The sequence below is a fragment of the Rhodococcus sp. P4_E4 genome, assembly GCF_056401575.1.
Window position 1 is genome coordinate 108,584 of the sequence record NZ_JBFUJB010000020.1, and the last position, 18,509, is coordinate 127,092.

At 62.5% G+C, this 18,509-nt stretch carries 19 protein-coding genes; 5 read left to right on the top strand and 14 right to left on the bottom strand.

What is annotated here, in order from left to right; translation table 11 throughout:
• Window positions 1-110: 110 nt before the first annotated feature.
• Window positions 111-920, top strand: a complete 810-nt coding sequence (locus tag AC1DVN_RS22545) for a LuxR C-terminal-related transcriptional regulator (RefSeq protein ID WP_021343935.1) — start codon at window positions 111-113, stop codon at window positions 918-920.
• A gap of 4 nt (window positions 921-924) precedes the next feature.
• On the opposite strand, the gene AC1DVN_RS22550 is transcribed toward AC1DVN_RS22545, so the two are convergent.
• The 5 genes from AC1DVN_RS22550 to dxr form a co-directional block, all read right to left on the bottom strand.
• The gene (locus AC1DVN_RS22550; protein WP_020907378.1) at window positions 925-2,739 is read right to left on the bottom strand and encodes a penicillin-binding transpeptidase domain-containing protein; all 1,815 of its coding nucleotides are present in this window, start codon (window positions 2,737-2,739) and stop codon (window positions 925-927) included.
• Between the two features lie 69 nt (window positions 2,740-2,808).
• On the bottom strand, window positions 2,809-3,645 hold the full coding sequence (locus AC1DVN_RS22555; protein ID WP_003942692.1) for a GNAT family N-acetyltransferase: 837 nt from the start codon (window positions 3,643-3,645) through the stop codon (window positions 2,809-2,811).
• A gap of 111 nt (window positions 3,646-3,756) precedes the next feature.
• On the bottom strand, window positions 3,757-4,914 hold the full coding sequence (ispG, locus tag AC1DVN_RS22560) for a flavodoxin-dependent (E)-4-hydroxy-3-methylbut-2-enyl-diphosphate synthase (protein WP_007734888.1): 1,158 nt from the start codon (window positions 4,912-4,914) through the stop codon (window positions 3,757-3,759).
• An 87-nt stretch (window positions 4,915-5,001) separates the two neighbouring features.
• Complete coding sequence (locus AC1DVN_RS22565; protein ID WP_021333037.1) at window positions 5,002-6,213, bottom strand: M50 family metallopeptidase; 1,212 nt, start codon at window positions 6,211-6,213, stop codon at window positions 5,002-5,004.
• A gap of 7 nt (window positions 6,214-6,220) precedes the next feature.
• Entirely contained in the window at window positions 6,221-7,378 is a 1,158-nt protein-coding gene (gene dxr / locus AC1DVN_RS22570; RefSeq protein ID WP_020969350.1) for a 1-deoxy-D-xylulose-5-phosphate reductoisomerase, read from the bottom strand.
• 120 nt (window positions 7,379-7,498) lie between these two features.
• Between dxr and AC1DVN_RS22575 the strand changes: the two genes are divergently transcribed.
• The gene (locus tag AC1DVN_RS22575) at window positions 7,499-7,768 is read left to right on the top strand and encodes a DUF2631 domain-containing protein (protein WP_019747993.1); all 270 of its coding nucleotides are present in this window, start codon (window positions 7,499-7,501) and stop codon (window positions 7,766-7,768) included.
• Here the strand turns inward: AC1DVN_RS22575 and rlmN are convergent.
• Window positions 7,765-8,889 (bottom strand): dual-specificity RNA methyltransferase RlmN, encoded by a 1,125-nt coding sequence (gene rlmN / locus AC1DVN_RS22580; protein ID WP_477994241.1) that lies wholly within the window; start codon window positions 8,887-8,889, stop codon window positions 7,765-7,767. The genes AC1DVN_RS22575 and rlmN overlap by 4 nt on opposite strands.
• Window positions 8,890-8,991: 102 nt before the next feature.
• Between rlmN and AC1DVN_RS22585 the strand changes: the two genes are divergently transcribed.
• Together AC1DVN_RS22585 and AC1DVN_RS22590 are read left to right on the top strand one after the other, a co-directional pair.
• Window positions 8,992-9,402, top strand: a complete 411-nt coding sequence (locus tag AC1DVN_RS22585) for a LapA family protein (RefSeq protein ID WP_180279630.1) — start codon at window positions 8,992-8,994, stop codon at window positions 9,400-9,402.
• 95 nt (window positions 9,403-9,497) lie between these two features.
• Window positions 9,498-10,340, top strand: a complete 843-nt coding sequence (locus tag AC1DVN_RS22590) for an HpcH/HpaI aldolase/citrate lyase family protein (protein WP_030244636.1) — start codon at window positions 9,498-9,500, stop codon at window positions 10,338-10,340.
• Window positions 10,341-10,419: 79 nt separating this feature from the next.
• Here the strand turns inward: AC1DVN_RS22590 and AC1DVN_RS22595 are convergent, their stop codons facing one another.
• The 6 genes from AC1DVN_RS22595 to rpsB all read right to left on the bottom strand — a co-directional run bounded on the left by AC1DVN_RS22595 (window position 10,420) and on the right by rpsB (window position 15,467).
• Window positions 10,420-11,148: a class I SAM-dependent methyltransferase gene (locus tag AC1DVN_RS22595; protein ID WP_477845904.1), complete on the bottom strand. Its 729-nt coding sequence runs from the start codon at window positions 11,146-11,148 to the stop codon at window positions 10,420-10,422.
• A 6-nt stretch (window positions 11,149-11,154) separates the two neighbouring features.
• On the bottom strand, window positions 11,155-12,051 hold the full coding sequence (locus tag AC1DVN_RS22600) for a phosphatidate cytidylyltransferase (protein ID WP_003942673.1): 897 nt from the start codon (window positions 12,049-12,051) through the stop codon (window positions 11,155-11,157).
• Window positions 12,052-12,099: 48 nt separating this feature from the next.
• Entirely contained in the window at window positions 12,100-12,657 is a 558-nt protein-coding gene (frr, locus tag AC1DVN_RS22605) for a ribosome recycling factor (protein WP_003942777.1), read from the bottom strand.
• A gap of 43 nt (window positions 12,658-12,700) precedes the next feature.
• Window positions 12,701-13,429 carry a UMP kinase gene (pyrH, locus tag AC1DVN_RS22610; protein ID WP_019747988.1) on the bottom strand — a complete coding sequence of 243 codons (729 nt, stop codon included), beginning with the start codon at window positions 13,427-13,429 and terminating at the stop codon, window positions 12,701-12,703.
• A 200-nt stretch (window positions 13,430-13,629) separates the two neighbouring features.
• On the bottom strand, window positions 13,630-14,457 hold the full coding sequence (gene tsf, locus AC1DVN_RS22615) for a translation elongation factor Ts (protein ID WP_019747987.1): 828 nt from the start codon (window positions 14,455-14,457) through the stop codon (window positions 13,630-13,632).
• 152 nt (window positions 14,458-14,609) lie between these two features.
• Entirely contained in the window at window positions 14,610-15,467 is an 858-nt protein-coding gene (gene rpsB, locus AC1DVN_RS22620) for a 30S ribosomal protein S2 (RefSeq protein ID WP_003942709.1), read from the bottom strand.
• A gap of 307 nt (window positions 15,468-15,774) precedes the next feature.
• Here rpsB and AC1DVN_RS22625 point away from each other — a divergent pair, with 307 nt between their 5' ends.
• On the top strand, window positions 15,775-16,275 hold the full coding sequence (locus AC1DVN_RS22625) for a M23 family metallopeptidase (protein ID WP_024487342.1): 501 nt from the start codon (window positions 15,775-15,777) through the stop codon (window positions 16,273-16,275).
• Between the two features lie 25 nt (window positions 16,276-16,300).
• Here AC1DVN_RS22625 and AC1DVN_RS22630 read toward each other — a convergent pair whose 3' ends face one another.
• Window positions 16,301-17,410 (bottom strand): MinD/ParA family ATP-binding protein, encoded by a 1,110-nt coding sequence (locus AC1DVN_RS22630; RefSeq protein WP_019747985.1) that lies wholly within the window; start codon window positions 17,408-17,410, stop codon window positions 16,301-16,303.
• A 122-nt stretch (window positions 17,411-17,532) separates the two neighbouring features.
• Window positions 17,533-18,459: a tyrosine recombinase XerC gene (locus AC1DVN_RS22635; RefSeq protein ID WP_037134373.1), complete on the bottom strand. Its 927-nt coding sequence runs from the start codon at window positions 18,457-18,459 to the stop codon at window positions 17,533-17,535.
• Window positions 18,460-18,509 lie beyond the last annotated feature (50 nt).

The window sequence follows — 18,509 nt, forward strand, 5'->3', positions numbered from 1 at the left end:
TGTTCACCCCCTATGATCTAGCTCACAAGAGAACTTCACTACCCCCAGAAAGGGGTACCTGCGTGAATCGACATGCTTCGTCACTTCTGCGTCCCCGCGACGGGGACGCTATGCGAGGTGAACTCCGAACGATTGCAGCTCAGGGCGTTGTTCCCGTGCTGTTCGGAGGCGAGGTCCAGGACGGAACCCTGCACCTGAGCGAATTCGTCGGCACCCGCACCAACAATCTCAAGGGCTTGGCCATCCCGCCGCGCTCGGGCATGGGCGGACGCGTCGTCGCCCAGGGTTCACCGATCACCGTCAACGATTACGGCAATTCGCAGTCCATCACTCATCACTTCGACCGGCCTGTTCTCAGCGAGGGCCTGCATTCGATCATCGCCGTTCCGGTCATCGTGTCCGGCAAATCGCGCGCTGTCCTCTACGCCGCGATCCGTGATTCCGCGCCTCTCGGCGATCGCACAGCAGACGTCATGGTCAGCGCATCCCGGCGTCTCGGGATGGAGTTCGCCATCCGCGACGAGGTCGATCGTCGCCTGCAACTACTTCAGGCCGCCGCCGCGACCACCGCCGACGGTATGTCTTCGGAAGAGATCCGCGGAGTCCACGCCGAACTACGCAGTGTCGCCCAGACCGTGACCGACACCGACTTGCAGACCAAGCTCCGCGGACTTTCCCAGCGTTTGGCCAACCTGCTGCGGCCTACCGCCGACGCCGAATCCGACGTCGCGCTCACCCCGCGTGAAGTGGACGTTCTCTCGCAAGTCGCACTCGGCTGCACCAACATCGAAGCCGGCCAAAGGCTTTCCCTTCGACCTGAAACAGTCAAGAGCTATCTGCGAAGCGCGATGGGAAAGCTGGACGCGAGCTCACGCCACGAAGCCGTGGTGACCGCCCGCAGGTTGGGACTGCTCCCCTGACGGGTCAGTAGCCTTCCGGCAGGGCGGTGAGCATGTCGCGGGTGACTGCGACGGCGTTGTCCGAACTTCCGCCCCGCACAACCAGAGTGGCGAAGGCCAGGTTGCCGCGATAGCCGACGAACCACGCATGCGATCCCCCGTCGACCTCGGCTTCACCGGTCTTGCCGTACACCTCACCCTGATCTTCGACGCGTTCTGCAGTACCGCTCGTGACCACGAGTCGCATCATGCCGCGCAGACCGTCGACCATGGCCGGCGTGATCGCCGGGCGCTCACCGTCGATGGTGGTTTCGCGCCCCGAAATCAGTTGCGGCACCGGAGTCGAACCGTTCGCGACCGTCGCAGCTGCCATCGCCATTCCGAACGGACTGACCACGACCTTGCCCTGACCGAACCCGTCTTCCGTCCGCTGGACCAGGTCCGACGCCGGCGGCACCGAACCGGAATCGATCGGCAATCCCACCACGTTGTAGTCCTGGCCGATGCCGAACTGCGCTGCGGCAGTGGTCAACGTGTCTGCCTGCATCTCGCTGGCCAACTTGGCGAAGGACGTGTTGCACGAACGCGCGAAGGCCGTTGCCATCGGCACCGTGCCGAGTGCGAACTCGTTGTAGTTGGGGACGCTGCGCTCGCCGATCTCGATTCGGCCCGGGCATGGCACCATCGTGTCGGGGGTCGCCTGACCGGTCGAAATTGCCGCCCCTGCAGTGATGATCTTGAAGGTCGAACCAGGCGGGTACTGACCCATCGTCGCGACCGGCCCGTCGCGGTCAGCTGCCTTGTTCTGCGCGACGGCCAGGATCGCGCCACTCGACGGTTCGATCACCACCATCATCGCCTGATCCTTGTTCACGTTCACCGCGCGCTGAGCAGCGATCTGGATGTTGCGGTCCAGACTGATACTGAACGACGGAACCGGTTGTGGCGCAGTCTCGGTCAACACGTCGGTGTCGACGCCGTTCTGGTTGACCGTGACGACACTCCAGCCGGCTTTGCCGTCGACCTCGTCGATGATCGTCTTCTTGATCTGCCCGAGAAGGTCAGGCGCGAACTCCGGGTCGGTCGACACGAGATCCGATTCGTCCGATACCGATACTCCCGATATCGCACCCAACTGCGCCGAAACTTGGTCGTAGTCGTCACTGCGCAGCCGCGTCACCAGATAGTCACCCTTGACGGCCGTCGAGGATTCGGCGATCGACTGACCGGTCAGCGACGCATCGAACCGCCCGAGAACACTTGCGAGACTGTTCGCGGAACCGATGATGTCGTTGCTCTTGGAGCGATCGAACTTCACTCGGTAGACGATTCCCGGCACCAGGACGTCGGTCCCCGAATGCTCGTTGACCCGCGCTCGCGGCGCCGCGGTTGCCCGCAACGACATCGTCTGCTTGTCACCGAGGCGCGGATGAACGTCCGTCGAACTCCAACGGACGGACCAGTCGCCGTCCTTGCGTCCCATCTGCAGCTCGCCGTCGTACGTCCAGACGCGGTCTTTCGGCAGGTGCCACTCGTAGGTGTAGCCGACCGTCGCAGTGTCACCGTTCATCTTCACCGACGTGGTCTCGGCAGTCATCGACTCCGCCTGAAGCGCATCCCAGGTGTCACTCAATACAGGACCCGCGGAATCAGGCCGGTCCGTCATTTTTGCTGCCTCGTCGATGTCCCTGTCACCGAACGCACTCAGGAACTGCTGCGCGACGGGCTCGGGGCCAGCGGGTTTCGGAGTACACGAACTGATCCCCACCGCCAAAAAGATCACGGTGCAGGAGGCCAACAGTTGGGCCGAGCGACTACGAGAGAAATGCCGAGTGTTCATCGAGCCCCATAGTAGGGCGACAAATGCTCCACCCAGCGTAGGCGCGACCATTGCACGCAGCTTGGACGCTCAGTCGAGCAGCACCGTCGAGAAGGTCGCGACCTGCCGGAACCCCACCCGCGAATAGGTCGACCGCGCAATCGTATTGAAGCTGTTGACGTACAGGCTCGCAATGCGACCGGTCGCCATGATCGACTCCGCTACAGCCGCTGTACCGGTCACGCCGAAGCCCTGCCCACGAAATTCCGGGTTGACCCACACGCCCTGAATCTGGCCACAGCGAGCAGACATCGAACCGACCTCCGCCTTGAAGACGACCTGGCCGTCCTCGATATGCGCCCACGCTCGACCAGCGGCGATCAGGCTTGCCACACGATGTCGATATCCGCGCCCACCGTCGTTTGCACGCGGATCGACGCCAACCTCTTCGATGAACATCGCGATCGCGGCAGGCAGATAGATCTCGAGTTCGTCCGAGCGAACCTGCCGCACCAGTGGGTCCGACGGGCATGCCAGCGGCTCGGATACCGCGAGCAACGGCTGTTCGGGGCGAACCTCCCGCGCAGTTCCCCAATCGAGCTCGAGCATCTCCCACAGCGGCAACGCCAATTCGGCGCGACCGACCACCGACGAGCACATGCGCGGAATCCGACAGGCGCGGTCAGCGAATGCCCGAATGTCATCCGGATCGCCTCGAAGTGGAACCAGATTTGCCCCGGCAAAGCACAGCGAGGACAACGGCCCGCCTCGACTCCACAGCTCGCCGTGAATCATTCGTGGGTCGACACCGCATTCTTCGACGCGCGCGGCAATCATGCAGGCGGCCACCGGATCGGCGTCGAGTACCCGTCGGACGTCTTCGAGATCTCGACTTCCGACCTGCTTGGCTCCGAGGAGTTTGAGCATCCGTCAACCCCCTCGACTCGACTGCGCGTCCACGAATATCACTACCCGATCATGATGCACTCAGATTGCCACGAACCTGACACCGACGGGGAAGATTCATCCGGCAATCACTCAACTCACGGTGACGACCGGCGCACCCTCCGAAGCGTCACCCTCCATGCTTTCGGCGATTTTCATCGCTTCTTCGATCAAAGTCTCGACGATCTGCGCCTCGGGCACCGTCTTGATGACCTTGCCCTTGACGAAGATCTGGCCCTTGCCGTTGCCGGACGCCACACCGAGGTCAGCCTCACGTGCTTCACCCGGTCCGTTCACGACGCAACCCATGACTGCCACGCGCAGCGGGATCTCCATGCCTTCGAGGCCGGCAGAGACCTCGTCGGCAAGTGTGTAGACATCGACCTGTGCACGGCCACACGAGGGGCAAGAGACGATCTCGAGCTTGCGGGGACGCAGGTTCAGAGACTGCAGAATCTGGTTACCGACCTTGATTTCCTCGGCCGGCGGGGCCGAGAGCGAAACCCGGATCGTGTCGCCGATACCCTCCGCGAGCAGCGCACCGAAGGCGACCGCGGACTTGATCGTGCCCTGAAACGCCGGCCCTGCCTCCGTGACGCCGAGGTGCAACGGGTAATCGCATTTGGCGGCGAGTTGGCGGTAAGCCTCGACCATGATCACCGGATCGTTGTGCTTGACGGAGATCTTGATGTCACCGAAGCCGTGCTCTTCGAACAACCCGGCCTCCCACAGCGCGGACTCGACCAACGCTTCGGGCGTCGCCTTGCCGTACTTCTCCATCAACCGAGGATCGAGCGATCCCGCGTTGACACCGATACGGATCGGAATGCCTGCGTCACCGGCAGCCTTGGCCACCTCTTTGACACGGCCGTCGAATTCCTTGATGTTGCCCGGATTGACGCGCACCGCAGCGCATCCCGCGTCGATTGCCGCGAAGATGTAGCGCGGCTGGAAGTGGATGTCGGCGATAACCGGGATCTGGCTCTTCTTCGCAATGATCGACAACGCGTCCGCGTCTTCCTGACGCGGGCAGGCGACACGGACGATGTCGCAACCGGACGCGGTCAGTTCCGCGATCTGCTGGAGCGTTGCATTGACATCGTGCGTCTTCGTGGTGCACATGGACTGCACCGAGATGGGGAAATCGCTGCCCACACCTACCGTGCCGACCTGCAGCTGCCGTGTCTTGCGTCGAGGAGCAAGAATCGCTGCGGGTGCCGAGGGCATTCCCAGTCCGATAGGGATGGTCACGTCTGTGCCTTCTTTCATAGCTTCACTGCAAGTTTAGCCGGGCGATCGCCGCACTACCGCGCGGCAACCGTCGCCATGCTCACACGGTCAGAAGATCTTGATCGGATTGACGATGTCAGCCGTGAGTGTCAGCAACATGAACGCGCCACCGATCACGATGAATACGTAAGTAATCGGAAGGAGTCTCGTGTAGTCGACCGGGCCGCCGGGAATCAAGCCGCGGCGAGCGCGGAACCAATCGCGGATCTTCTCGTAGAAGACCACCGCGATGTGACCGCCGTCGAGCGGCAACAGCGGCAGGATGTTGAAAACACCGAGGAAGAAGTTGATCGATGCGAGCAGCCCGACGAACATCGGCCACTCGGCTCGATCAGCGGCCTCGCCACCGATCACGCTGGCGCCGACCACGCTGATAGGTGTGTCCAGTGCCCGCTCGCCGCCCGTGATCGACTCCCACAGAGCCCCCACCTTGGACGGAATGTCGGCCAACGCCTTCACCGAGTCGACCATGATCTGTCCGGTGTAGTCGAAGGCTGCCGGAACAGCAGTGAGCGCGTTGTACTCGACCAACGCCGAGCCCGGACCACCGATTCCGACAGCGGATACTTCCTGCTTCACGGGAACGCCACTGGCCGAGTTCACATATCGCTGGACTCGTTCGGGGACGACCGTGATCGACAACGCCTCTCCGTCGCGATCAACCGACAACACGATCGGGCCATCCACACCTCGAATAGCAGCTGCCACCTCGGGGAAGGTGCTCGTCGACTTTCCATCGACTGCGGTGATCCGATCCCCCGATTTCAGGCCCGCATCTCCTGCGGGGCCTCCACCCGAGCACTCTGTCAGCTCGAAGTTGCCGTCCTGGCCCAGCTGATCGGGGGCTACACACGTGACCTCTTGGACCACTGGCTGAGCGGGCTCAGTTCGGCCCCAACCGAGGAGCAACGCGTAGATCAGGAGGAACCCGAGAATGAAGTTCATCGCGATACCCCCGGACATGACGACGACACGCTTCCACGCCGCCTTCTTGTACATCGCGTGCGGCTCTTCTTCGGGCGTCATCTCGTCGAGAGCCGTCATGCCGGCGATGTCGCAGAATCCACCGAGCGGCAGCGCCTTGAGGCCGTACTCGGTCTCACCTCGACGGAACGAGAAGATCTTCGGTCCGAAGCCGATGTAGTAGCGGCGAACCTTCATTCCCAAAGCCTTGGCCGTCCACATGTGGCCGGCTTCGTGCAGGGCGATGGACACGCCGATGCCGAGGGCAAACAGCACTACGCCCAGTGCAAAAACCATGAAAGCTCTAGCCCTCCTGCTTCACGAGCTGACGCGCTCGTGTGCGTGCCCAGCCGTCTGCGGCCAGAACGTCGTCCACGGTAACCGGTTCCGCGGACCATTGACCTGCATCGTCGAGAACAGCGGCCACCGTGCGGACGATCGCCGGGAAGGAAATGACACCGTCGAGGAATGCCTGAGCCGCCACTTCGTTGGCCGCGTTGTAGATCGCGGTGAAGCAACCGCCGGATTTGCCCGCGCTTCGCGCCAGATCGACGGCGGGGAACACCGACGAATCGAGCGGCTCGAATTCCCAGGTGGAGGCGGTGGTGAAGTCGCATGCCGACGCAGCACCTTCGATGCGGTCCGGCCAGCCGAGAGCGAGAGCGATCGGGAGCTTCATGTCCGGCGGGCTTGCCTGTGCCAGCGTCGACCCGTCGAAGAAGGTCACCATGGAATGCACGATCGACTGCGGGTGCACGGTGACGTCGATGCGGTCGTAGTCGATCCCGAACAGCAGGTTCGTCTCGATCAGCTCGAGGCCCTTGTTGACCAGAGTTGCCGAATTGAGGGTGTTCATGGGCCCCATCGACCAGGTGGGGTGCGCTTTTGCCTGAGCTGGATTCACACTTTCGAGATCCTCGGCGCTCCAGCCACGGAACGGCCCACCCGAAGCGGTGAGAACCAACCGAGCCACTTCGTCGCCTGTTCCACCACGTAGACACTGGGCAAGCGCCGAATGCTCCGAGTCGACCGGCACGATCTGACCGGGTGCAGCGGCTTTGGTCACCAGCGCTCCGCCGGCGACAAGCGATTCCTTGTTCGCCAGCGCAAGGCGCGCTCCCGAGTTCAGCGCCGCCAGAGTCGGTTCGAGTCCCAACGAACCGACGAGTGCATTGAGGACAACGTCGGCACCGCTGTCCCGAACCAGTTCCGTCACGGCGCTCGGTCCCGAACGGGCGGTTACCGATTCCAGCGCCGATGCCGCTGCAGGATCGGCGACGGCGACGTCCGTGACGCCGGTTGCACGAATCTGTTCGCCCAACAACTCGACGTTGTTGCCGCCCGCTGCGAGACCGACTACTTCGAAACGATCGGGGTTGGCTGCAATGACCTCCAGCGCTTGGGTACCGATCGAACCGGTACTGCCGAGGAGGAGGACGCGGGTACGTGTGGTTTCCTGCACTCGCCCATTGTTCCTGATAACACCTGAGAACAACCTTATCGACGCCCAACTACGTACGACAGGCAGTCGTATGTCACCATATTGGGCAGTAGTGCAACCGAATGAGCAGGAGGATCGACCGTGGCCGATACCCAGTTGGACGTCAAGTCCAGCGCCCCCGTCGTGGTCTCGCACGTCGATGAGGCCGAGGTTCCCTCTGCCGCATGGGGGTGGAGTGGTGAAGGACTCAAGTTTTTCCGTTTCCTCGGATGGTTCTTCGCAATATTCCTGCTTCTGATGATGATCGGAAACCATCACGGCAAGGTCGAGGATCTGTGGCTCATCGGCACTGCCGGATTGATGATCTTCGTTCTGGTCCGCGACATCGTCATCCGTCGCCGCCCGCGCTAGAGACCTGACAAAGAGAAGGGGGCGCCGCACTGGCCACAGGCTGCGGCGATTTCCTGACCGCGCGTATCGCGCACGGTGCACGAGACGCCCTGGGCGATGACCCGACGCACGAACTCACGCTCGACGTCCTTGGGGCTCGCGTCCCACTCGCTACCCGGAGTCGGGTTGAGCGGAATCAGGTTGACGTGCACCAACCCGCCGAGTGCTTTCTTCAGCTTCTTGCCCAGCATGTCCGCGCGCCACGGCTGATCGTTGACGTTCTTGATCATCGCGTACTCGATGGACACACGCCGACCGGTCTTGTCTGCGTAGTACCGGGCAGCCTGAAGTACCTCCGACACTGACCAGCGATTGTTGACCGGCACAAGTGTGTCGCGCAGTTCGTCGTCCGGTGTGTGTAGCGATACCGCCAGCGTGACGCTCAGGCCTTCGTCAGCGAGCTTGCGGATAGCGGGAGCGAGGCCGACGGTCGAGACCGTCACGGACCGCTGAGACAGGCCGAGCCCGTCGGGTGCGGGCGAAGTGATGCGTCGTACCGCTGCCACCACGCGCTTGTAGTTCGCCAAAGGCTCGCCCATACCCATGAACACGACGTTCGAGAGGCGTCCGGGTCCGCCGGCAACATCACCGTCGCGCATTGCGGCCGCTGCCTCGCGAACCTGATCGACGATCTCGGCGGTCGAAAGGTTGCGGTCGAGGCCGCCCTGACCCGTCGCACAGAACGGGCAGGCCATTCCGCAGCCTGCCTGACTCGAGATACAGAGCGTCGCCCGATCGGGATAGCGCATCAGGACGCTTTCGAGCAGCGTTCCGTCATGCGCCTTCCACAGGGTCTTGCGAGTGTCGCCCGAATCGCACGCGAGGTGCTTGATCGGGGTCAGCAAGGTCGGGAACAGCGACTCCCCCACCTTCTCGCGCACCGATGCGGGGAGATCGGTCATCTTCTCCGGATCGGCTTCGAGACGCGCGTAGTACTGACGCGCGAGCTGATCGGCCCGGAAAGCCGGAAGGCCGAGCTCTTTCACCGCTTCTTTGCGCTCGGCGGAATCGAGATCGGCGAGGTGCCGTGGAGGCATTCCGCGCTTGGGTGCAGTGAAAACGAGGGGAAGAGAGGCAGCCATAGTTACACCATTGTCCCATTGTTTTGGGGTGCTACCCCACTGCCACCCGATTGTGGCCGGATTACCCGTGCAACTTTGCGCAGGTTGCGTGATGATCATGTCATGTCAACCACACCAGAGGATCCGTCGAACTCCCCCGTGTACGGCCCTGCCGACGGTTTCGGTCCCGACCCGGAACTTCCGAAGGTGGGCGAGGACAAGGCAGTCGAAAAACACGATCCCGAACCGAACCCGACGCCTGAACCGGTGCCGACCGGAACCGCGGTAACCGACCGAACCAGGGCTGCGACGACGTGGGTTGGCCTGGTCATCGGCGCAATCGTGCTGATCATGCTGCTGGTGTTCATCCTGCAGAACCTCGAGAGCGTCTCCGTCAAGATCCTGGCCTGGCAAATCGACTTTCCGCTCGGAATCACGATCCTGCTCTCCGCGATCGCGGGCGCATTGATCATGGCGTTGGCAGGCGGGGTTCGCATCATTCAGATCCGGCGCGCAGCGAAGCGGCAGATGTGACTGAAATCTAGTTACGCAATTGGGTCTACCCGCGAGTAAGCAGGCATCATTGTTGTCGTGGAAATCACCCGAAAGGCCCCGATGTGACTACTCACATGGAGAGACCTGTGACCTCGCGTATTGCCCCGCAACAGGCAAGATCCTGGCTCCTCGTCCCCGCGTCCAAACCGGACACCTTCGACGCCGCACTCGCGAGTGCGGCCGACGCCGTCATTCTCGACCTCGAGGATGCCGTCACCGCACCCAACAAACCGGCGGCCCGCCGCGATGTCGCCGCATTCCTGAGCGAACACAATCACGCCTGGGTTCGGATCAACGACGCCACGACACCGTTCTGGGAAGAGGATCTGGCCGCACTCGCGGGCCTCCCCGGACTCGAGGGTGTCATGCTCGCAAAGACCGAAAGCGGTCAGCAGGCCGACGCCACGGCCGAGCGACTTCCCGAAGGCACCAAGATTCTTGCTCTCGTCGAATCCGCGGTAGGACTCGAGGCTGCGCCCGAGATCGCACGCACTGACGGCATCTTCCGTCTCGCATTCGGCAGCGGCGACTTCCGGCGCGACACTGGGATGGACGACTCCCCCACGTCGATGTCGTACCCGCGTTCGCGGCTCACCATCGCCAGCCGCGCGGCACGCATCGCTCCGCCGATCGACGGTCCCACGCTCGGCCCCGATCTGGATCTGCTCGCCCGAGACTGTGCGATCACCTTGTCACTCGGTATGGCCGGCAAACTCTGCATGACCACCGCGCAGACTGCCCCCGTCAACGCGGGACTGAGTCCCTCCGTGGCCGACGCGATCTGGGCTCAGAATGTCATCGACGATCTCGGCGAAGACGGCTCACGCGTGCGCGATGGCAGCGACCTGCCCAAGCTCGCCAAGGCGAAGAAGATTCACAAGCTCGCCACCCTGTTCCACATCCCCACCGATCACTGATTTTTTTACTACTGAATCGGTGCAGAAAACGTCAGGCGCTCAAGTCGGAGCGCCTGACGTTCGTCTTTCGAGCCCGCTTTCACGCAAGTTCGAGTGATCGTGGTTTGGACCGAACATGGATCCGGTATCGCACCGTGAAGCCCAATCCCGTTACTTGCGAGAACGCACGCTCGGCAGTCTTCTCGGTGAACTCGATTCCGAGTACCCGCCGCAAGTCGTCTCGATTCTCGAACTCCCACCGGGCGTCGACACGCGTGAGCGAGAACCCTTGAGCCTCGAAGAATCCTTCGACCGCCGCGGGATCGTATTTGGGCAGATCCGCCCTCATCCACTCTCCGTACGGGCCGGCGCTCACATCGAGATCCACGATCAGCAGGGCTCCCCCGGGCCTCAGGATGCGCATGGCTTCACGAATTCCCGGGCCGCAGCCTTTGCCGAAAAAGTACGCCGTACGGGCATGAACGAGATCGACTGAAGCATCCACCAGACCCGTGGACTCTGCTGAACCCTGGACTACGTCGATCGACGCCGAATCGCGGGTTCGTTCCCGCGCGGCCTTCACCAGCGGTGCGTGCGGCTCCACTCCGACAACACGACGGGCAGCACGAGCGAACTCCGGTAGATGGAACCCCGCCCCACAGCCGACGTCGACGACGTCGCGTCCAGACCAGTCGACCTGGGCTCGCATCGCGGCCCAGATGGAACCGTCGACGTCCTGCGCGCGGTTCTCGATTTCGTACACGCCCGGCCAGTGCCAGATGTTCGGGCTGGGGATCGGCTTGGAACGGCCGGAGAAGAAATCACGCACGCGAAATCAGACGAGTGCGTACAGAATCAGCCAGGTGACAAATGCCGACGGCAGGAGTGAATCCAGGCGATCCATGATTCCGCCGTGGCCGGGAAGCAGGGTTCCCATGTCCTTGATGCCGAGTTCACGCTTGATCTGCGATTCGATCAGGTCTCCGACCGTCGCGACGACTACCAGGACGACACCGAGCAGGACGCCGATCATCGAGTTCGCGTCGAGGATCAACGTCACCGAAAGCAGGCTGCCGATGACGCAGAAAATGAGGGAGCCGACAAATCCTTCCCAGGACTTCTTCGGGCTCACAGCCGGCACCATCGGGTGCTTCCCGAACAGCACTCCGGCCGCGTAACCGCCGATGTCGGAGCACACGACACCGATCATCAGGACGAAGACGCGACCCGGGCCGTCGTCTTCGAGCACCATCAATGCACCGAATGACGCCAACAGCGGGATCCACGCCAGAACGAACACCGTGATGGAGGTGTCTCTCAGGAAGTTCTTCGGGGTCGCCTTGAGCCCGTGGTCGAACAACCGCCACACCATGCACACCAGGACGGTTGCGGTGAATCCGCTGAGCACCCCGACCGGTCCCCACGGCCAGCCGAGCCAGATCGTGGCTTGCCCTCCGACGAGAAGGGGAATTCGCGGCACCTCGATGTCGGCTTCACGAAGCCGCGTTGTGACCTCCCACGTCGCGATGAACATCGCGATCGCGACGACAGCGATCCATCCCGGGGGCAGGAAGATCAAAGTGCCGATGACCAAGGCTCCGAGACCAGCTCCGACGCCGATGGCGGCAGGTAGGTTCCTGCCCGCCTTCGACTTCGGCGGTTGCGCGCCCTCAGCGCCGCCCGTAGGCCCGTCCGTGACGGGACCACCGGCGGTTCCCTCTTGTGCGTGCACCCAAACTCCCTGATCTACTCCCGACGACAAACACTGCAAATGAGGAGGCTATACCTCCATCAACTCTGCTTCCTTGTGCTTGACGAGTTCCTCGACCGTGTGCACGTACTTCGCCGTGGTCTTGTCGAGTTCTTTCTCTGCGCGACCGACCTCGTCCTCGCCGGCTTCACCGTCCTTCTGGATCCGGCCGAGTTCGTCCATCGCCTTGCGGCGGATGTTGCGCAGCGTGACCTTCGAATCCTCGCCCTTGGACTTGGCCTGCTTCACCAGTTCACGACGACGCTCTTCAGTGAGCTGCGGAACCGAGATGCGGATGATGCTGCCGTCGTTGGACGGGTTCACACCGAGATCCGAGTTGCGGATCGCCGTCTCGATCGCGTTGAGCTGCGAAGCCTCGTACGGCTTGACGATGACCATGCGGGCCTCGGGGACGTTGATGCTCGCGAGCTGCGTGATCGGCGTGATCGAACCGTAGTAGTCGATCACGATGCGCGAGAACATACCGGGGTTCGCGCGTCCGGTGCGAACCGAGCCGAGATCGTCCTTGGCTACCGTGACAGCCTTTTCCATCTTCTCTTCTGCCTCGAAGAGCGCTTCATCGATCACGGCTGTTCCTCCATGTTGTTCTGCATCATTTTTTGGGTGTCACTCACGACTTGATCAGGGTGCCGATCTTCTCACCGGACACCGCGCGAGCGATGTTTCCTTCGGTGAGGAGGTTGAACACCATCATCGGCATCGAGTTGTCCATGCACAGGCTGAACGCCGTCGCGTCCGCGACCTTGAGCTCACGTTCGATGACCTCGCGGTGCGTGATCTGTTCGTACATCGTCGCGTCCGGGTCGATACGCGGGTCGGCCGAGTAGACGCCGTCGACGGCCTTGGCCATCAGCACTACCTCGGCACCGATCTCCAGCGCGCGCTGCGCAGCAGTGGTGTCGGTGGAGAAGTAGGGCATACCCATCCCGGCACCGAAGATGACTACGCGCCCCTTCTCGAGGTGCCTACGTGCGCGAAGCGGAAGGTACGGCTCGGCGACCTGTCCCATGGTGATTGCCGTCTGCACTCGAGAATCGACGCCGGCCTTCTCCAGGAAATCCTGCAGAGCGAGGCAGTTCATGACGGTGCCGAGCATGCCCATGTAGTCGGAGCGCGCGCGATCGAGGCCACGCTGCTGCAGTTCCGCTCCGCGGAAGAAGTTTCCGCCGCCGATGACCACTGCAACCTGTACGCCCGATCGAACGACCTCTGCGATCTGCTCAGCCACCTTGGTGACCACGTCGGGATCGAGACCGACTTTGCCGCCTCCGAACATTTCGCCGCCGAGTTTGAGCAGGACCCGCTTGAATCCTGGACGTTCGTTGGCTGGTTCGGACATTGTTCTCCTCAGTTCGATACAAGACCTTGTAGGTCCTTCATTCTTCTTCTGCCGCCGAATCGGACACCGCGACATAGGAAAGCCCCCGGGACTCGTCCCGAAGCACTCTTATCCTGCCTCATCGGAGGCCCCAGGTACACGTAGACCCCGCCGGTAGAGCAAATGCTCTTCAGGCGGGGTCCATGTGTACGGGCTCCGAATTAAGCGGAGGCGCCGACCTCGAAACGCACGAAGCGCTTGATGGTCACGCCTGCCTCGTCGAGGATCGCCTTGACGGTCTTCTTGGAGTCCGTGACCGAAGACTGCTCGGTCAGAACGACGTCCTTGAAGAAACCGTTGACGCGGCCTTCGATGATCTTCGGCAGAGCCTGCTCGGGCTTGCCTTCTGCGCGGGCGGTCTCCTCGGCGATGTGACGCTCGGAAGCGACGATTTCAGCGGGAACCTCGTCACGCGTGACGTACTTTGCCTTGAGTGCTGCGACCTGCATTGCAGCGCCGCGAGCGGCCTCAGCAGCAGCATCGCCTTCGCCGGTGTACTCGATGAGAACGCCGACAGCGGGCGGCAAGTCGGAGCTGCGCTTGTGCAGGTAAACGGCAACGGGGCCGTCGAAGGAAGCGACGCGGCTCAGTTCGAGCTTCTCGCCGATCTTCGCGGACTGCTCCGCAATGACGGTGTCGATGGTCTTGCCGTCGAGCTCGAGCGCCTTGAGAGCGTCGAGGTCCGCAGGCTTGCCAGCAGCAGCGACGGTCACGATCTCGTCGGCCAGCTTGATGAACTCGTCGTTCTTGGCGACGAAGTCGGTCTCGCAGTTGATCTCGATCATGACGCCGTCCTTGGCGACGACGAGACCCTCAGCGGTGGTGCGCTCTGCGCGCTTTCCGACATCCTTCGCGCCCTTGATGCGCAGCTGCTCGACGGCCTTGTCGAAATCGCCGTCTGCATCTGCGAGTGCGTTCTTACATGCCATCATTCCGGAGCCGGTGAGCTCACGGAGCCGCTTGACGTCAGCGGCGGTGTAGTTCGCCATGATTAGCGAGCCTCCTCATGTGTCTGTTTCGGACCTAGGACTAACGGTGAAGCACGGCCTAGCGGTGAAGCACGGCCTGACGGTGGTGCTCGGGCCTAACGGTGAAACGGCCCTGACCAAAAGAACTCTTGGTCAGGGCCGGTTTCAACGAATCAGGCCTCGGTGGCCGGTGCCTCTGCGGCGGGGGCTGCCTCAGCCTCTGCAGCCGGAGCTGCCTCAGCCTCTGCAGCCGGAGCTGCCTGCGAGAGCAGTTCCTGCTCCCACTCGGCGAGGGGCTCGCCTGCGCCGGCTTCGGGCTTCGCGTCCTTGTCGGCGCTCAGTCCTGCACGTGCCTGCACACCTTCGGCAACCGCGGAAGCGACAACCTTGGTCAGCAGTGCTGCGGAACGGATGGCGTCGTCGTTGCCCGGGATCGGGTAGTCGACGAGGTCGGGGTCGCAGTTGGTGTCCAGGATCGCGATGACCGGGATGTTCAGCTTGCGAGCCTCGGCAACTGCCAGGTGCTCCTTGTTGGTGTCGACGATCCACACCGCGGAAGGAACCTTGGCCATGTCGCGGATACCACCGAGGGTGCGATCCAGCTTGGTCATCTCACGCGTGAGCATGAGGATTTCCTTCTTGGTGCGACCTTCGAATCCACCGGTCTGCTCCATTGCCTCGAGCTCCTTGAGGCGAAGCAGACGCTTGTGAACGGTGGTGAAGTTGGTGAGCATGCCGCCGAGCCAACGCTGGTTGACGTAGGGCATTCCGACGCGAGTCGCTTCGGAAGCGATGGACTCCTGCGCCTGCTTCTTGGTGCCGACGAAGAGGACGGTGCCGCCGTGGGCAACGGTCTCCTTGACGAACTCGTACGCCTTGTCGATGTACGTCAGCGTCTGCTGGAGGTCGATGATGTAGATGCCGTTGCGGTCGGTCAAGATGAATCGCTTCATCTTCGGGTTCCAGCGACGGGTCTGATGTCCGAAGTGGGTTCCACTATCGAGCATCTGCTTCATGGTTACGACAGCCATGGCTGTGTACCTCAAACTTTCAATCCGGTTGATGCAGGCGATCGGGTGATCCCTGCCCTGGCACCCGCACGGCCGTCGGACCTGTTTCGTGAGAACCAGGACCAGCCGAGGCCGGAAAACGTGCGCGGGCGCGCGAAGTCGGACTGTGCGAGCACAGACCGCTCGACAAGTGTACGTCCTCGTCCGCCGATGCCATAACCACCCCGGAAGCAACAGACCGAACCGGCGGTTGTGGATCGGCGATCATCTTGTGGATTACCCGTCTGATCTGCATTGAAGCGCGTGCGACTCCACGCAAGATCAAGGAATGACGATGTTTCGCGGAGCTCGACGAGGAGTGGTCGTTGCCGTGATCTCCTGCTGTGTCGCCGTAGGCACGGCGTCGGCAGACACGCGTTTCGACTGGCCGCTCGCTCCCCGGCCGCACGTGGAACGCGCTTTCGACAAACCGGCCAAGAATTGGCTGCCGGGTCATCGCGGGGTCGATCTCGGCGGCAGTGCCGGCCAATCCGTCCTCGCGGCCGGCGACGGCATTGTGGTGTTCGCGGGAGTGGTCGCCGGAAAGCCGACGGTGTCGATAGATCACTCCGGCGGCCTACGCACGACCTACGAACCCGTCGTAGCAGTCGTTCGCGCAGGTGAACGCGTCGCCGCCAGGTCCGTGATCGGAACCCTCGAAACCGGGCACGAAGGGTGTGCTGTCGAAGCATGTCTGCACTGGGGCTTGCGCCGTGGACGCGAGTATCTCGATCCACTCGGACTCGTTCGGACGCAACCGCTCAGGCTCAAGCCATTGAAAGGAGGCTGATCGGTCGCAGAAATCGGTCGCAGAATCAGTGCCACTCGGAAACGGCGTGCCGACCCACAGCGTCCGCGAAGTCGTCGGCCACCATCGCTGCCAGTTCCATGAACGCTCGTCTGGTGGCCGGTCGCATCAACTCGAGGTCCATCACCGACCCCTCCGCGAGATGCTCGTCGAAAGGAATGACCTCGACGGCGCGGCATCGACGCATGAAATAGTCCACCAAAGCGTCCATGTCGATCACGCTCGACCCTGGTCGGGCGGCGCTGATGACGACGACGGTCCGTTCGACCAGATGGCCGTATCCGTGCAACTGAAGCCAATCGAGCGTTGCCGCTGCGCTGCGCGCTCCGTCGATTGCCGGCGAACTGACGAGAACCAACGAATTGGCAAGATCGAGAACGCCGTTCATCGCCGAGTGCATGATCCCGGTACCGCAATCGGTGAGGATGATGTTGTAGTAGACCTGCAAGATGTCGATGACCTGGCGATAGTCCGCCTCGCTGAATGCCTCCGAAATCGCCGGATCCTGCTCACTCGCCAGGACCTCGAGACGACTCGACGACTGGGATGTGTGCACTCGAACGTCCGAATAGCTTTTTATGTCCGGTCTAGCAGCAATCAGATCGCGCACCGTCGAATTGGTCTGCAGCGGAACACGTTGCGCCAAAGTTCCGAAATCGGGATTGGCGTCAACCGCCACGACGCAGTCACCACGAAGCGAAGCAAATGTCGCACCGAGTCCGACCGTGACCGTCGTCTTGCCCACGCCCCCTTTGAGCGAGAGCAAAGCGACTCGATAGTCGTTACGGATCGGCTGCTCGATTCGGGCGGCCAGTGCACGGTTGCGCTGTTCGTTGGTCGAATCCCCCAGATTGACCACACCTCCGGTCGCACGATGCAATCCCCTACGCCATCCGCCACGCGGCGTCCGTTTAGGGCGTTTCAGTAAAGCTTCGGCAACCAGATCCTGGTTTGTCACCTGCTGTTGGCTCGACGGTGGCGGTGGCGTGGTCCAGACCTCTTGCAGTCGTGCCACAGGCTCCGGCGTCGGCGCCGGCTCGGGAGCCGGTTGTGGCGCTTCGGACAGCCAGGCCGGTTGGCCGCTGTTCGGCAGGTGCTTCACATCTTGGCGGTTCACGAATCCCCCGGATTTCGCATGTCATCGAGTGTCTCGACACGACGATCGAACTTGCCGATTGTTCACTCTTCTGAGCTGCGACGCTACCAAATACCGGCCGAGAACTCGCGTCGCTTCACAATCTAGGCGCGTGGATGGGCCTGATCGTGGACGGATCGAAGGCGTTCGACCGACACGTGCGTGTACAGCTGAGTGGTCGCCAAACTCGCATGCCCGAGGAGTTCTTGGACCACACGAAGGTCTGCACCACCCTCCAGCAAATGCGTCGCAGCCGAGTGCCGAAGCCCGTGCGGACCCATGTCGGGAGCCCCTGGAATTGCAGCCATGGTTTCGTGGACCACCGAACGCGCCTGACGCTGATCGAGCCGGCCGCCTCGAACTCCGAGGAGCAATGCTCGCCCGGACCTATCCGAACTCAGCGCGGGTCGCCCGTGCTCCAGCCACCCGTTCAGTGCCGATTCTGCAGGCAGGCCGTATGGCACCGATCGCTCCTTGTTCCCCTTGCCGAGGACACGAAGCAAACGTCGATCAGCATCGACGGACTCGACGTCCAGTCCACACAACTCGCCGACGCGAATTCCGGTGGAGTACAACAATTCCACGATGAGTCGGTCTCGCAGGGCGAGCGGCTCTTGTTGCTGCGCACCGCTTTCCGCTGCATCCATTGCGTCGAGGGCCTGGCTCTGACGCAGCACCGTCGGCAGCGTGCGACGAGCAGGTGGAGCCGCCAGACGTGTGCCCGGGTCGACGGAAATACGTCCGGTCTGCGCGAGCCACGCAGTGAAACCACGCGCCGAAGAAGCCCGTCGAGCTACCGTCGTACGGGCTGTTCCTACGGCATTCTGGGCGGCCAACCACGAACGCATGACACCTAGGTCGAGGCGGTCGAGATCTGCATTCTCCGAACCCGCGGAGAAATGGGTCAGCAATGCCCGCGCGTCACCGACGTAGGCGCGGATCGTGTGTTCCGACCGGCCTCGGCTCAGTCGGAGTTGCTCGGCATACGCATCGAGGTGAACGCTCAAGCTCGCCGGCAATGCGTCAGTCATGAACACACGCTCGCTCGCCGCGATTGAAACTGCAAGCTCCCTCGCCGATA